Below are 13,013 nucleotides of genomic sequence, written 5' to 3'. Positions count from 1 at the left end.
CTGAGGGCCCGGGCCCGGTGAACCCGGAATGATAGCGCCAAAATCGCGGTAACCGGCGTCGCGCGAGCAGGTGCCATGCTGCCGCGCGGCGGCGCCGGCTGCCGTACCCGGGCGGGCCGGCCCGACGGGCGGCCATGCACGGCGCGCGCCGCGGCACCGTCGCGGTGCATGCGGGCGCCGATCGGCCGGTTTGGGGCGACTGACTTCCGGGTATAATTACGGCCTTCCTTTCGCTCCACGTCGCCACCTCGCGCGACTCATCGACGTCAGTCCAGCCCATGGCTCACTTCTCGTGTTTTCCCGGTGCTTCGGCCCTTTCCGATTTCCGTCAAACCCGTCTGCTCGACACGCTCAGGCAAATCGACGCCAACATCGTCGCGGTGCGCGGCCAGTTCCTGCACTTCGTCAATGCGGCCGAGCCGCTGTCGGCCGACGACAGCGCGCGCATCGACGCGCTGATGCACTACGGCGCGCCGTTCGAGCCGGCGGCCGAGAAGGGCGCGGCCGAGACCTTCGTCGTGCTGCCGCGCTTCGGCACGGTCTCGCCGTGGGCGAGCAAGGCGACCGACATCGCGCAGCACTGCGGCCTCACGCAGGTGCGCCGCATCGAGCGCGGCGTCGAATTCACGGTCACGCTGAAGTCGGGCCTGCTTGGCGGCAAGAAGGCGCTGTCCGACGACGCGCGTGCGGCCGTCGCCGCTGCGCTGCATGACCGGATGACCGAAAGCGTGGTCGCCGCGCGCGACGACGCGAAGCACCTGTTCGACGAACTGCCGGCCAAGCCGCTCGCGAGCGTCGACGTGCTGGGCGTCGGCCGCGGCGCGCTCGAGCGCGCGAACGTCGAGCTGGGCCTCGCGCTCGCCGACGACGAGATCGATTACCTGGTCGACGCATTCCGCAAGCTCGAACGCAATCCGACCGACGTCGAACTGATGATGTTCGCGCAGGCGAACAGCGAGCACTGCCGCCACAAGATCTTCAACGCGCAGTGGACGATCGACGGGCAAGCGCAGGACATGTCGCTGTTCGCGATGATCCGCAACACCGAGAAGCTGAATCCGCAGGGCACGATCGTCGCGTATTCCGACAACTCGTCGATCATGATGGGCGCCGAGGCCGAGCGCTGGTTCCCGCGCAACGCGGGCGCGGCCGGCGAGCCCGGCGAGCGCTATGGCCGCCACACCGAGCTCACGCACACGCTGATGAAGGTCGAGACGCACAACCATCCGACGGCGATCTCGCCGTTCCCGGGTGCGGCGACCGGCGCGGGCGGCGAGATCCGCGACGAAGGCGCGACGGGCCGCGGCGCGCGTCCGAAGGCCGGGCTCACGGGCTTCACCGTGTCGAACCTCGACCTGCCCGATGCACGCCAGTCGTGGGAAAACGCGCGCGATGCGGCGCAGCCGGTCGGCGAGCGCAACCCGAACGATGCGCACGGCCCGTATGGCCGCCCGGACCGCATCGCGTCGCCGCTGCAGATCATGATCGACGGCCCGCTCGGCGGCGCCGCGTTCAACAACGAATTCGGCCGCCCGAACCTCGGCGGCTACTTCCGCGTGTACGAGCAGAACGTCGGCGGCCAGGTGCGCGGCTATCACAAGCCGATCATGATCGCGGGCGGCCTCGGCAACATCGCGGATCAACACACGCACAAGCACGACGTGCCGGCCGGCTCGCTGCTGATCCAGATCGGCGGCCCCGGCATGCGGATCGGCATGGGCGGCGGCGCCGCGAGCTCGATGGCGACCGGCGCGAACACGGCCGAGCTCGATTTCGACTCGGTGCAGCGCGGCAATCCCGAAATCGAGCGTCGCGCGCAGGAAGTGATCAACGGCTGCTGGCAGCTCGGCGCGGAAAACCCGATCCTGAGCATCCACGACGTCGGCGCGGGCGGCCTGTCGAACGCGTTCCCCGAGATCGTCGACGGCGCGGGCAAGGGCGCGCGCTTCGAACTGCGCAAGGTCGCGCTCGAGGAATCGGGCCTGTCGCCGCGCGAGATCTGGTCGAACGAGGCGCAGGAGCGCTACGTGCTCGCGATCGCGCCGGCCGACCTGCCGCGCTTCGAGGCGATCTGCGCGCGTGAGCGCTGCCCGTTCGCGGTGGTCGGTGTTGCAACCGACGAGCGCCAGCTGCAGCTCGTCGATGCCGAAGCGACGGGTGCCGACGAATATCCGGTCGACATGCCGATGGAAGTGCTGCTCGGCAAGCCGCCGCGCATGCACCGCGACGTCACGCGCGTGGCGACCGAGCGCGCGCCGGTCGACGTGACGGGCATCGCGCTGTCGGAAGTCGCGGTCGACGTGCTGAAGCACCCGACGGTCGGCAGCAAGTCGTTCCTGATCACGATCGGCGACCGGTCGGTCGGCGGCACGTCGGTGCGCGACCAGATGGTCGGCCCGTGGCAGGTGCCGGTGGCCGACTGCGCGGTCACGGCGCTCGACTATGCAGGCTTCAAGGGCGAGGCGATGACGATGGCCGAGCGCACGCCGCTCGCGGTGATCGACGCGCCGGCATCGGGCCGCATGGCCGTCGGCGAAGCGATCACGAACATCGCGAGCGCGCCGATCGCGTCGCTCGACAAGCTGAAGCTGTCGGCGAACTGGATGGCCGCGTGCGGCACGGCCGGCGAGGACGCCGCGCTGTTCGACACGGTCAAGGCGATCGGCATGGAGCTGTGCCCGGCGCTCGGGATCGGCATCCCGGTCGGCAAGGACTCGCTGTCGATGAAGACGAAGTGGGACGAGCAGGGCGTCGCGAAGGAAGTGGTCGCGCCGGTGTCGCTGATCATCTCCGCGTTCGCGCCGGTCGAGGACGTGCGGCTCCACCTGACGCCGCAACTGCGCCGCGTCGCCGACGCGGGCGACAGCGTGCTGATCGCGATCGATCTCGGCCGCGGCAAGAACCGGATGGGCGGCAGCATCTTCGCGCAGGTCACGCAGCAGGTCGGCGACACGACGCCGGACGTCGACGATGCGGAAGACCTGAAGCGCTTCTTCAACGCGATCCAGTCGCTCAATGCGCAGGGCAAGCTGCTTGCGTACCACGACCGCTCGGACGGCGGCCTGTGGGCGACGGTGTGCGAAATGGCGTTCGCGGGCCACGCGGGCGTGTCGCTGAACGTCGACATGCTGACGCTCGACCCGCATCACGAATCCGACTACGGCGACGCGAAGGACTGGGCGAAGCAGACGAGCGGCCGCCGCGACGATCGCACGCTGCGCGCGCTGTTCTCCGAGGAGCTCGGCGCCGTCGTGCAGGTGCGCACGGCCGACCGCGACGCGGTGCTCGGCGCGCTGCGCGAGTTCGGCCTGTCGACGTGCTCGCACGTGATCGGCTCGGTCAACGATCGCGACGTGATCGAGGTGTACCGCGACGCGAAGAAGATCTTCGATGCGCCGCGCACCGAACTCCACCGTGCATGGGGCGAAGTGAGCTGGCGCATCGCGCGCCTGCGCGACAACCCCGCGTGCGCGGATGCCGAATACGACGCGCTGCTCGACGCGGCCGATCCGGGCATCTCGCCGGTGCTGAGCTTCGATCCGGCCGACGACATCGCCGCGCCGTTCATCGCGACCGGCGCGCGGCCGCGCGTCGCGATCCTGCGCGAGCAGGGCGTGAACTCGCATCTGGAAACGGCCTACGCGTTCGACCGCGCGGGCTTCGACGCGCACGACGTGCACATGAGCGACCTGCTCGCCGGCCGCGCGACGCTGGCCGATTTCGCGGGTGCGGTCGCGTGCGGCGGCTTCTCGTATGGCGACGTGCTCGGTGCGGGCGAAGGCTGGGCGAAGACGATCCGTTTCAACGCGAACCTGGCCGACATGTTCTCGGCGTTCTTCGCGCGTCCCGACACGTTCGCGCTCGGCATCTGCAACGGCTGCCAGATGCTGTCGAGCCTCGCGTCGATGATTCCGGGCGCGCAAGCGTGGCCGAAGTTCACGCGCAACAAGTCCGAGCAGTTCGAGGCGCGCTTCTCGTTCGTCGAAGTGGAGAAGTCGCCGTCGATCTTCTTCACGGGGATGGAAGGCTCGCGGATTCCGGTCGCGGTCGCGCACGGCGAAGGTTATGCGGATTTCTCGCAGCAGGGCGACATCGACCGCGTTGCAGTCGCGATGCGTTACGTCGACCACCGCGGCGAAGCGACCGAGCGCTATCCGTTCAACCCGAACGGCTCGCCGGCCGGCATCACGTCGGTGACGACGGCCGACGGCCGCTTCTCGGTGCTGATGCCGCACATGGAGCGCGTGCACCGGACGGTCGCGATGAGCTGGCACCCGGAAGGCTGGGGTGAAGCGAGCCCGTGGATGCGCGTGTTCCGCAACGCGCGCCGCTGGATCGGCTGATCCGGATGAGGTTCGACCCGAACGCGCCGGTCGAGATCGTCACGCTGCGCGACGAGCGTGCGAGCGAGGCCGACGCGATCGGCCGCGTGATCGTCGCGGCGTTCGCGGGCGAACCGCAGGGCGGGCAGTTCGAGCGGCGAATCGTCGACGCGCTGCGCGCGGACGGTGCGCTGAGCGTGTCGCTCGTCGCGGAGCGCGACGGCTGCATCATCGGCCACGTCGCGTTCTCGCCGGTCGCGATCGGCGGCGAGCCGGCGGATCGACAGCAGTGGTACGGGCTTGCGCCGCTCGCGGTGCTGCCCGACTGCCAGCGGCAGAGCATCGGCGCCGGGCTCGTGCGCGCGGGGCTCGACGCGTTGCGCCGGCTCGGCGCGCGCGGCTGCGTCGTGCTCGGCGATCCCGCGTACTACGCGCGCTTCGGGTTCGAGCCGTCCGGCGACATCGTGTTTCCGGACGTACCGCGCGAGTATTTCCTCGCGTTGCCGTTCGACGCAGCGGCGCCGCTGCCGTCGGGCGAAGTGCGCTATCACGACGCGTTCCATCCCGCGTAGCGAACGCTGCGGCGCGGGTGATGTTCGGCACAGAAAATGCCGCTCCTTGGAGCGGCATTTTTATTGCGCGTCGACCGGCTGCCGAAACCTCACGATGCGTGCGATTCCGCGCGCCACATGAAAAAGCCGCTCCGAAGAGCGGCTTTCCGATGCACGGAGACGGGCGCCTGCGTTACTGGATCTTTGCCTGCTGGCGCAGGCCTTCCTCGAACGCCTGCAGCTTCTGCTGCACGAGCTGTTGCGCGATCTGCGCCTTCACCTGGTCGAACGGCGGCGGCGCGATGTCGCGGATGTCGTCGACGCGGATGATGTGCCAGCCGAACTGCGTCTTCACCGGCGCGTCGGTCATCTGGCCTTTCTGCAGCTTCTGCGCGGCCGCCGAGAATTCCGGCACGTACGCCTTCGGGTCGGACCAGTCGAGATCGCCGCCGTTCTTGCCCGAACCCGGATCCTTCGAGTATTGCTTCGCGAGATCCTCGAACTTCGCGCCGGCCTTGATCTTCGCGATCAGGTCCTTGGCCTGCTGCTCGCTGTCGACGAGGATGTGGTGCAGGTGATATTCGCGGTTGCCGCCGGCGCCCTTGACGAGTTCGTCGTAGCGCGCCTTCACTTCGGCGTCGGTCGGCTGGTTCTTCTTCAGGAAGCTCTCGATCATCGAACGCAGCACGACGGTCTGCTGCGCGACGGCGACCTGCGCCTTCACGTCCGGACGGTTCGGGATGCCTTCGCGGATCGCTTCCTGCATCAGGATTTCGCGGTTCACGAGTTCCTGGCGCACGGCCTGCTGCAGTTGCGGGCTGTCGGTCTGGCCTTGCTGGACGAGCTGGGCAACCATCGCGTCCGCGCGCGACTTCGGAATCGGCGTGCCGTTGACGACGGCGATGTTCTGGGCAAATGCCGGTGCCGCTGCGAATGCAGCCGCCGCGACCCACAGGCGGGGGGATTTCAGGATCATCGGGAATTCCTAATGAGACTAGATTGAAGATTCGTTGAATTCTTCGGGCGTGTAAGCCACGATCGCGAGCGCGTGAATGCCGCGCTGCATCGCATCAGCGAGCGCATCATACACCAGCCGGTGCCGTGCGACGCGCGGCTTGCCCGCGAATGCGGCCGACACGATCGTGACCGTGTAGTGGCCGCCCGAGGCCGCGCCGGCGTGGCCCGCGTGCTGTGCGCTGTCGTCGCGCACGGCGAGCGACACGGGTGCGAGCGATGCGGTGAGGCGTGCCTCGATCAGTGCGATGCGTTCGTCGGGCGACGCGTGGAGAAAGGCGTCCGTCATGTCATTCGTCCTTCAGGTATTTCGTGAGCCACAGGCTCTGCAGGATGATGAACACGACCATCGCGCCCGTCGTGCCGAACAGCTTGAAGTTCACCCATTGCGATTCGGTGAAATTGTGCACCACGTACAGGTTCGCGACGCCGAGCACCGCGAAGAACAGCGCCCACGCGACGTTCAGCTTGTCCCACACGGGGTGCGGCAGCGTGAGCTGCTTGCCCATCATCTTCTCGATCAGGTTGTTGCCGAACGCATAGCGCGCGGCAAGCAGCCCGACCGCAAACAGCCAGTACAGCACAGTCGGTTTCCATTGAATGAATTTCTCGTCATGCAGGACGAGGGTGGCGCCGCCGAAGACGACGATCACGCCGAGGCTGATCCACAGCATCGTGTCGACCTTCCGGTGCCGGAAGGCGACCCACGCGACCTGGGCCAGCGTCGCGACGATCGCGACGGCGGTGGCGGTGAAGATGCCCCAGACCTTGAAGGCGACAAAAAACAGGATGATCGGAAACAGATCGAACAGGAATTTCATGGCGCTCGCAGCTGCGTGAAACGCCGCGTGCGCGGCCTTTCACCGTTGTAGGGACCCGCCAGGCACCGCCGTCGCGGATCGGGGCGGCCAGCCCGAGAGCAGGCCGCCCGGCGAAGGTCGCCCCCAAAGGGCCGTCTCGCCGATCCGCCCGGCGCCGCTCATTCGTTTTCGGGTCGGGACTCGAAGTTTAACGCAGCCGAATTGATGCAGTACCGCAAACCGGTCTTGTCGCGCGGGCCGTCCTCGAAGACGTGGCCGAGATGCGCGCCGCAATGGTTGCAGCGGACCTCGACGCGCACCATGCCGTGCGAGTAGTCGACCTTCTCGTCGATCACCTCGCCGTTGAGCGGCTTGAAGTAGCTGGGCCAGCCGCAGCCCGAATGGAACTTGGAACCGGACTCGAACAGCGGCGTGCTGCAGACGACGCATTTGTAGATGCCGGCGTCTTCGGTGTCGGTGTATTCGCCGGTGAAGGCGCGCTCGGTCGCCGCATGCTGCGTGACCTCGTACTGCATCGGCGTGAGCCGGCGGCGCAGCTCGGCGTCGTCCTTCTCGTACGGGAAGGTCTTGTCGTCGGAATCGTGGGACATGTGGGGTTCTCCTGATCGGTCGTTCGATACGCGCGGGTTGGGGGCTTCAGGACGAGCAGCTCACTTCGAGCGACCCGGCCCAGTCGGGCGGCAACGCCGCGTACGCGTCATGCTCCGGTTGTTCGTCGAACGGCCGGCGCAGGATCTGCGCGAGCCGCTCGATCTCCGAAAAATCCTTTTCCTTCGCGCGCCGGATCGCGACTTCGGCCAGATGGTTGCGCAATACGTATTTCGGGTTCACGCGGTTCATCGCGGCCGCACGTGCCGCATCGTCACGCGTTTCCTCGGACAGCCGCGCGCGGTAGAGGTTCGCCCAGGCGTCGAACGCGTCTCGGTCGATGAACAGGTCGCGCACGGGCGCGTCGCGGCTCGCGTCGTGCTTCGACAGTTGCGCGAGGCGGCGGAACGTCAGCGTGAAATCAGCATGGCTCGCATGCATCGTCTCGAGCAGCTTGTTCGCGAGTTCGGCATCGTTCTCGCGTTCGAGCTCGAGGCCGAGCTTCGCGCGCATCGCGCGTTCGAGCGCCGGGCCGAAGCGTTCTGGAAATTTCGCGAGCACGGCCTGCGCGTCGTCCACCGCGCGCTCGGCGCGCGCATCGTCATCGGCGATGCCGTGCTGCAGCCCGATCAGCGGCAGCAGCGCCTGCGCAAGGCAATAGCAGTTCCAGTGCGCGATGCGCGGCTGCATCCGGTATGCGTAGCGGCCGCTGTTATCGGAGTGGTTGCAGATATGGTTCGCGTCGAACGCGTCGACGAAGCCGAACGGGCCGTAGTCGATCGTCACGCCGAGGATCGACATGTTGTCCGTGTTCATCACGCCGTGGCAGAAGCCGACGGCCTGCCACTGCGCGACGAGGTCGGCCGTGCGCAGTGTCGCGGCTTCGAGCAGCGCGAGGTACGGATCGTCCGCGTTTCGGCAATCCGGATAGAAGCGGTCGATCACGTGATCGGCGAGCTGGCGCAGCAGGTCGGGGCGATCGTTCGAGAAGAAGTGCTCGAAGTGGCCGAAGCGCACGAAGCTTTCCGACACGCGCGTGACGACGGCCGACGTCTCGATCTCCTCGCGGACCACCGGCTGGTCGGAGCCGATCACCGTCAGCGCGCGCGTGGTCGGGATGCCGAGGTGATGCATCGCTTCCGAGCACAGGAATTCGCGGATCGACGAGCGCAGCACCGCGCGGCCGTCGCCCATTCGCGAGTACGGCGTGCGGCCGCTGCCTTTCAGTTGCAGCTCGTAGCGGCGGCCATCGGTGCCGGTGCGCTCGCCGATCGTCAGCGCGCGGCCGTCGCCGAGCTGGCCGGCCCACACGCCGAACTGGTGGCCGGAATACACCGATGCGTACGGCATCGCGGTTGCGGGCCAGTCGCGTGTCGGGTTGCCGGCGAACAGTTCGGCAAAGCCGGGCTGCGCGGCGAGCGACGCAGGCAGGTCGAGCAGTTGCGCGACTTCGTCGGAAAAGCCGACGACGTACGGCGCGGCAAGCGGCGCGGCCGGCAGCCGCGTATGAAACGCGTCGCCGAGCTGGACGAACGCGCCTTCGGCGGGTGCGCCGAGCGTGGCGGCGAGGTCGGGCAAGGTGTCAGCCGGATCGGCTGCGCTTCGGGAAAACGACATGTTGAGCGCCTCTGGGTAAGCCGATATTGTAAGGCGGCGCCGCGCCGCCCGCATGGCGGCCCGCGCACCGTGCGCCGCGCCCGTCCGGGCCGCTGACGGGCGCGCGCCGGTTCGAGGCTGGTCACCGATTCGCGTCCTTCCGGGAGAACAAGACGATGGGTAAGCCGTTGCTGGGCCAGATGATGGACATGCCGTTGCTGGTGTCCTCGCTGATCGCGCATGCCGCGCGTCACGCGGGCGACACCGAGATCGTGTCGAAGCGCATCGAGGGCGATGCGCATCGCTACACGTACCGCGATTGCGAACGCCGCGCGAAGCAGCTCGCGCAGGCGCTCGCACGGCTCGGCGTCGAAACCGGCGACCGCGTCGGCACGCTGGCGTGGAACGGCTACCGGCATCTGGAGGCGTATTACGGGATCGGCGGGATGGGTGCCGTATGCCACACGATCAATCCGCGCCTCTTCCCCGAGCAGATCGCGTACATCGTCAATCACGCGGAAGACCGCTACGTCCTGTTCGACATCAATTTCGCGCCGCTCGTCGACGCGATCGCGCCGCACTGTCCGCACGTGAAGGGCTGGGTCGCGATGACGGACGCCGCGCACCTGCCGTCCTGCGCGACGCCGTTGCTCTGCTACGAAACGCTCGTCGAAGCGGAGGACGGCCGCTTCGACTGGCCGCGCCTCGACGAGCAGCAGGCGTCGGGGCTCTGCTACACGTCGGGCACGACCGGCAATCCGAAAGGCGTGCTGTATTCGCACCGCTCGACGGTGCTGCACGCGTACGGTGCCGCGCTGCCCGACGCGATGAACCTGTCCGCGATGGATGCGGTGCTGCCCGTCGTGCCGATGTTTCACGTCAATGCGTGGGGGCTGCCGTACGCGGTGCCGCTCACCGGCGGCAAGCTGGTGCTGCCCGGCAAGGATCTCGACGGGAAATCGCTGTACGAGCTGATGGAGGCCGAGCGCGTGACGTTCTCCGCGGGCGTGCCGACCGTGTGGCTCGGCCTGCTGAACTACATGCGCGAAGCCGGCGTGCGCTTCTCGACGCTGAACCGCACGGTGATAGGCGGCTCCGCGTGCCCGCCCGCGATGCTGCGCACGTTCGAGGACGAATACGGCGTGCGCGTGATTCATGCGTGGGGGATGACCGAACTGTCGCCGCTCGGCACGCTCGCGAAGCTCAACTGGGCGCAGTCGCAGCGTCCGCTCGACGCGCAGCGCCGGCTGCTCGAGAAGCAGGGGCGCGTGATCTGCGGCGTCGACATGCGCATCGTCGGCGAGGACGGCCATGAATTGCCGTGGGACGGCGTCGCGTTCGGCGAACTGCAGGTGCGCGGGCCGTGGGTGATTGATCACTACTTCCGCGGCGATGCGTCGCCGCTGTCGGACGGCTGGTTTCCGACCGGCGACGTCGCGACGATCGACCCCGACGGCTTCCTGCAGATCACCGACCGCAGCAAGGACGTGATCAAGTCGGGCGGCGAGTGGATCAGCTCGATCGACATCGAGAACGTCGCGATCGCGCACCCGGGCGTGGCCGAAGCCGCGTGCATCGCATGCGCGCACCCGAAATGGACCGAGCGTCCGCTGCTCGTCGTGGTGCCCCGCGAAGGCGCGAACCTGAGCCGCGACGCGCTGCTCGCGTTCTATGAGGGCAAGGTCGCGAAATGGTGGATCCCCGACGACGTCGTGTTCGTCGAATCGTTGCCGCACACCGCGACCGGCAAGCTGCAGAAGCTGAAGCTGCGCGAGACGTTCCGCGATTACGTGTTGCCGACGGCGGTGTGCGAGCCATAAGGAGCCGCAAGGCGCCATAAGGCCAGGCAAGCGCGGGCCGGCGACGGCCCGCGATCCGGTCGCCCGATCCGTCCCCCGGTCGGGATACAAATTCAAATTGAACGACCGTGCTTTTTCGTTGTATGCTGCCTCCGTTCGATCCGGACATGCGGCCGTTCGACCGCGCACAATGAAGCGCAGCCACCCCGGCGCGCGATGCATGGAGGCAGGCAGATGGCAGTGGATTACTCGACTCGCGACGGCGTGGCCGTCCTCACGCTCAACAATCCGCCCGTCAACGGGCTCGGCCTGTCGACCCGGCAGGGCGTCATGGACGCGCTCGATCGCGCCGCGCAGGACCCGTCGGTCACGGCCATCGTGCTGACCGGCGCGGGCCGCGCGTTCTCGGGCGGCGCCGACATCACCGAATTCAATACGCCGAAGGCGCTGCAGGAGCCGACGCTGCACACCGTGATCCGCGCGGTGGAGGCGAGCGCTAAGCCCGTCGTCGCGGCGCTGCACAGCGTCGTGATGGGCGGCGGCCTCGAGCTCGCGCTCGGTGCGCACTACCGCGTCGCGGCGCCCGGCGCGCAGGTCGCGCTGCCCGAAGTGAAGCTCGGCCTGCTGCCGGGCGCGGGCGGCACGCAGCGCCTGCCGCGCGCGGTCGGGCTCGAAACCGCACTGAACATGATCGTGTCGGGCGCGCCCGTGCCGTCCGAGCAGCTTGCGAAGAGCGGGCTGTTCGACGAGATGGCCGACGGCGACCTGCTCGACGCGGCCGTCGCGTTCGCGCGCAAGGTCGGGGCGCAGAAGGGGCCGCATCCGCGCGTGCGCGATCGCAAGATCGTCCACGAGAACGCCGCAGGCTTCATCCAGTTCGCGCGCAATTCCGCGCGGGCCGCGGCGCCGAACTTCCCCGCGCCGCACAAGTGCATCGACGCGATCGAGGCCGGCGTGCTGAACGGCTTCGACAAGGGCAGCGTCGCCGAGCGCGAGGGTTTCGTCGCGCTGATGATGACGCCGGAAAGCCGCGCGCTGCGCCATGCGTTCTTCGGCGAGCGTGCGGCGAGCAAGATTCCCGACGTGCCGGCCGATACGCCGCTGCGCGAGATCCGTCGCGTCGGCGTGATCGGCGCGGGCACGATGGGCGGCGGGATCGCGATGAACTTCGTCAACGCGGGCCTGCCCGTCATGCTGCTCGAGACGAAACAGGAAGCGCTCGAGCGCGGCGTCGCGACGATCCGCAAGAACTACGACGCGCAGGTGAAGAAGGGCAAGCTCACGCAGGAGAAGCTCGACGCGCGCATGGCGCTGATCACGCCGACGCTGTCCTACGACGACCTGAAGGATGCCGACCTGATCGTCGAGGCCGTGTTCGAGGAACTCGGCGTGAAGGAGCAGGTGTTCAGGAAGCTCGACGAAGTCGCGAAACCGGGCGCGATCCTCGCGTCGAACACGTCGACGCTCGACGTCGACAGGATCGCGGCGTTCACGAAGCGTCCGCAGGACGTCGTCGGCATGCACTTCTTCAGCCCGGCGAACGTGATGAAGCTGCTCGAGGTCGTGCGCGGCGCGCAGACCGCGAAGGACGTGCTCGCGACCGTGATGGCCGTCGCGAAGAAGATCCGCAAGACGGCGGTCGTGTCGGGCGTGTGCGACGGCTTCATCGGCAACCGGATGATCGAGCAGTACATCCGCCAGGCGCTCTTCATGCTCGAGGAAGGCGCGCTGCCTGCGCAGGTGGATCGCGCGATCGAGAAGTTCGGTTTCGCGATGGGGCCGTTCCGGATGAGCGATCTCGCCGGCAACGACATCGGCTGGGCGATCCGCAAGCGTCGTTACGTCGAGAAGCCGGATCTCCAGTACTCGAAGATCGCCGACCGCCTGTGCGAGCAGGGCCGCTTCGGTCAGAAGACGGGCGCCGGCTGGTACGACTACGTGCCGGGCGATCGCAACGCGAAGCCGTCGTCGCTGGTCGACGAGATGGTCGTCGCGTATTCGAAGGAGCGCGGCGTCGAGCGGCGCAAGATCGGCGACGACGAGATCGTCGAGCGGCTGGTGTTCGCGCTCGTCAACGAAGGCGCGAAGATCCTCGAAGAGAAGATCGCATCGAAGGCGTCCGACATCGACATGGTCTACCTGACCGGCTATGGCTTCCCGCTGTGGCGCGGCGGCCCGATGCTGTACGCGGACATGGTCGGCCTCTACAACGTCGAGCGCGCGATTCGCCGCTACGCGGCCGCGCCGAACGGCGACGCATGGCAGCTCGCGCCGTCGATCGTGGAGCTCGCGAAGGCCGGCCGCGGGTTCAACGGCTGACGA

The 13,013-nt window shown here is 68.0% G+C and carries 9 protein-coding genes; 4 read left to right on the top strand and 5 right to left on the bottom strand.

The annotated features are described in order from the left end of the window. Positions 1 to 278 precede the first annotated feature (278 nt). Positions 279 to 4,343: a phosphoribosylformylglycinamidine synthase gene (purL, locus tag AC3WLY_RS31625; protein ID WP_175960999.1), complete on the top strand. Its 4,065-nt coding sequence runs from the start codon at positions 279 to 281 to the stop codon at positions 4,341 to 4,343. Positions 4,344 to 4,348: 5 nt separating this feature from the next. Further along, positions 4,349 to 4,894, top strand: coding sequence for a GNAT family N-acetyltransferase (locus tag AC3WLY_RS31620; RefSeq protein WP_492308768.1), 546 nt, complete (start codon positions 4,349 to 4,351; stop codon positions 4,892 to 4,894). Positions 4,895 to 5,066: 172 nt separating this feature from the next. Here the strand turns inward: AC3WLY_RS31620 and AC3WLY_RS31615 are convergent, their stop codons facing one another. From AC3WLY_RS31615 to AC3WLY_RS31595, 5 genes are all read right to left on the bottom strand, one after another. Continuing rightward, positions 5,067 to 5,849 (bottom strand): peptidylprolyl isomerase, encoded by a 783-nt coding sequence (locus AC3WLY_RS31615; RefSeq protein ID WP_072437158.1) that lies wholly within the window; start codon positions 5,847 to 5,849, stop codon positions 5,067 to 5,069. 18 nt (positions 5,850 to 5,867) lie between these two features. Further along, positions 5,868 to 6,176 carry a BolA family protein gene (locus tag AC3WLY_RS31610; RefSeq protein WP_047900921.1) on the bottom strand — a complete coding sequence of 103 codons (309 nt, stop codon included), beginning with the start codon at positions 6,174 to 6,176 and terminating at the stop codon, positions 5,868 to 5,870. A 1-nt stretch (position 6,177) separates the two neighbouring features. After that, a complete protein-coding gene (locus AC3WLY_RS31605; RefSeq protein ID WP_492308767.1) occupies positions 6,178 to 6,708 on the bottom strand; it encodes a septation protein A in 531 nt (176 codons plus the stop codon). A gap of 158 nt (positions 6,709 to 6,866) precedes the next feature. Continuing rightward, entirely contained in the window at positions 6,867 to 7,298 is a 432-nt protein-coding gene (msrB, locus tag AC3WLY_RS31600; protein WP_072437159.1) for a peptide-methionine (R)-S-oxide reductase MsrB, read from the bottom strand. A gap of 46 nt (positions 7,299 to 7,344) precedes the next feature. Then, positions 7,345 to 8,913, bottom strand: a complete 1,569-nt coding sequence (locus tag AC3WLY_RS31595; protein WP_492308766.1) for a protein adenylyltransferase SelO — start codon at positions 8,911 to 8,913, stop codon at positions 7,345 to 7,347. A gap of 155 nt (positions 8,914 to 9,068) precedes the next feature. On the opposite strand from AC3WLY_RS31595, the gene AC3WLY_RS31590 reads away from it, so the two are divergent. Further along, on the top strand, positions 9,069 to 10,712 hold the full coding sequence (locus tag AC3WLY_RS31590) for a 3-(methylthio)propionyl-CoA ligase (RefSeq protein WP_492308765.1): 1,644 nt from the start codon (positions 9,069 to 9,071) through the stop codon (positions 10,710 to 10,712). A gap of 213 nt (positions 10,713 to 10,925) precedes the next feature. Continuing rightward, positions 10,926 to 13,010, top strand: a complete 2,085-nt coding sequence (locus AC3WLY_RS31585; protein WP_492308764.1) for a 3-hydroxyacyl-CoA dehydrogenase NAD-binding domain-containing protein — start codon at positions 10,926 to 10,928, stop codon at positions 13,008 to 13,010. Positions 13,011 to 13,013: the final 3 nt, after the last annotated feature.

The organism is Burkholderia sp. FW306-1C-G01B, from assembly GCF_058781685.1.
The sequence above is the reverse complement of the archived record's forward strand: the minus strand, read 5'-3'. Positions and strand labels throughout refer to the sequence as shown.

What these genes read in the sequence shown, in the direction of transcription:
- purL (WP_175960999.1), top strand. Translation starts at nt 279, where the DNA reads ATGGCTCACTTCTCGTGTTTTCCCGGTGCTTCGGCCCTTTCCGATTTC.
- AC3WLY_RS31620 (WP_492308768.1), top strand. Translation starts at nt 4,349, where the DNA reads ATGAGGTTCGACCCGAACGCGCCGGTCGAGATCGTCACGCTGCGCGAC.
- AC3WLY_RS31615 (WP_072437158.1), bottom strand. Translation starts at nt 5,849, where the DNA reads ATGATCCTGAAATCCCCCCGCCTGTGGGTCGCGGCGGCTGCATTCGCA.
- AC3WLY_RS31610 (WP_047900921.1), bottom strand. Translation starts at nt 6,176, where the DNA reads ATGACGGACGCCTTTCTCCACGCGTCGCCCGACGAACGCATCGCACTG.
- AC3WLY_RS31605 (WP_492308767.1), bottom strand. Translation starts at nt 6,708, where the DNA reads ATGAAATTCCTGTTCGATCTGTTTCCGATCATCCTGTTTTTTGTCGCC.
- msrB (WP_072437159.1), bottom strand. Translation starts at nt 7,298, where the DNA reads ATGTCCCACGATTCCGACGACAAGACCTTCCCGTACGAGAAGGACGAC.
- AC3WLY_RS31595 (WP_492308766.1), bottom strand. Translation starts at nt 8,913, where the DNA reads ATGTCGTTTTCCCGAAGCGCAGCCGATCCGGCTGACACCTTGCCCGAC.
- AC3WLY_RS31590 (WP_492308765.1), top strand. Translation starts at nt 9,069, where the DNA reads ATGGGTAAGCCGTTGCTGGGCCAGATGATGGACATGCCGTTGCTGGTG.
- AC3WLY_RS31585 (WP_492308764.1), top strand. Translation starts at nt 10,926, where the DNA reads ATGGCAGTGGATTACTCGACTCGCGACGGCGTGGCCGTCCTCACGCTC.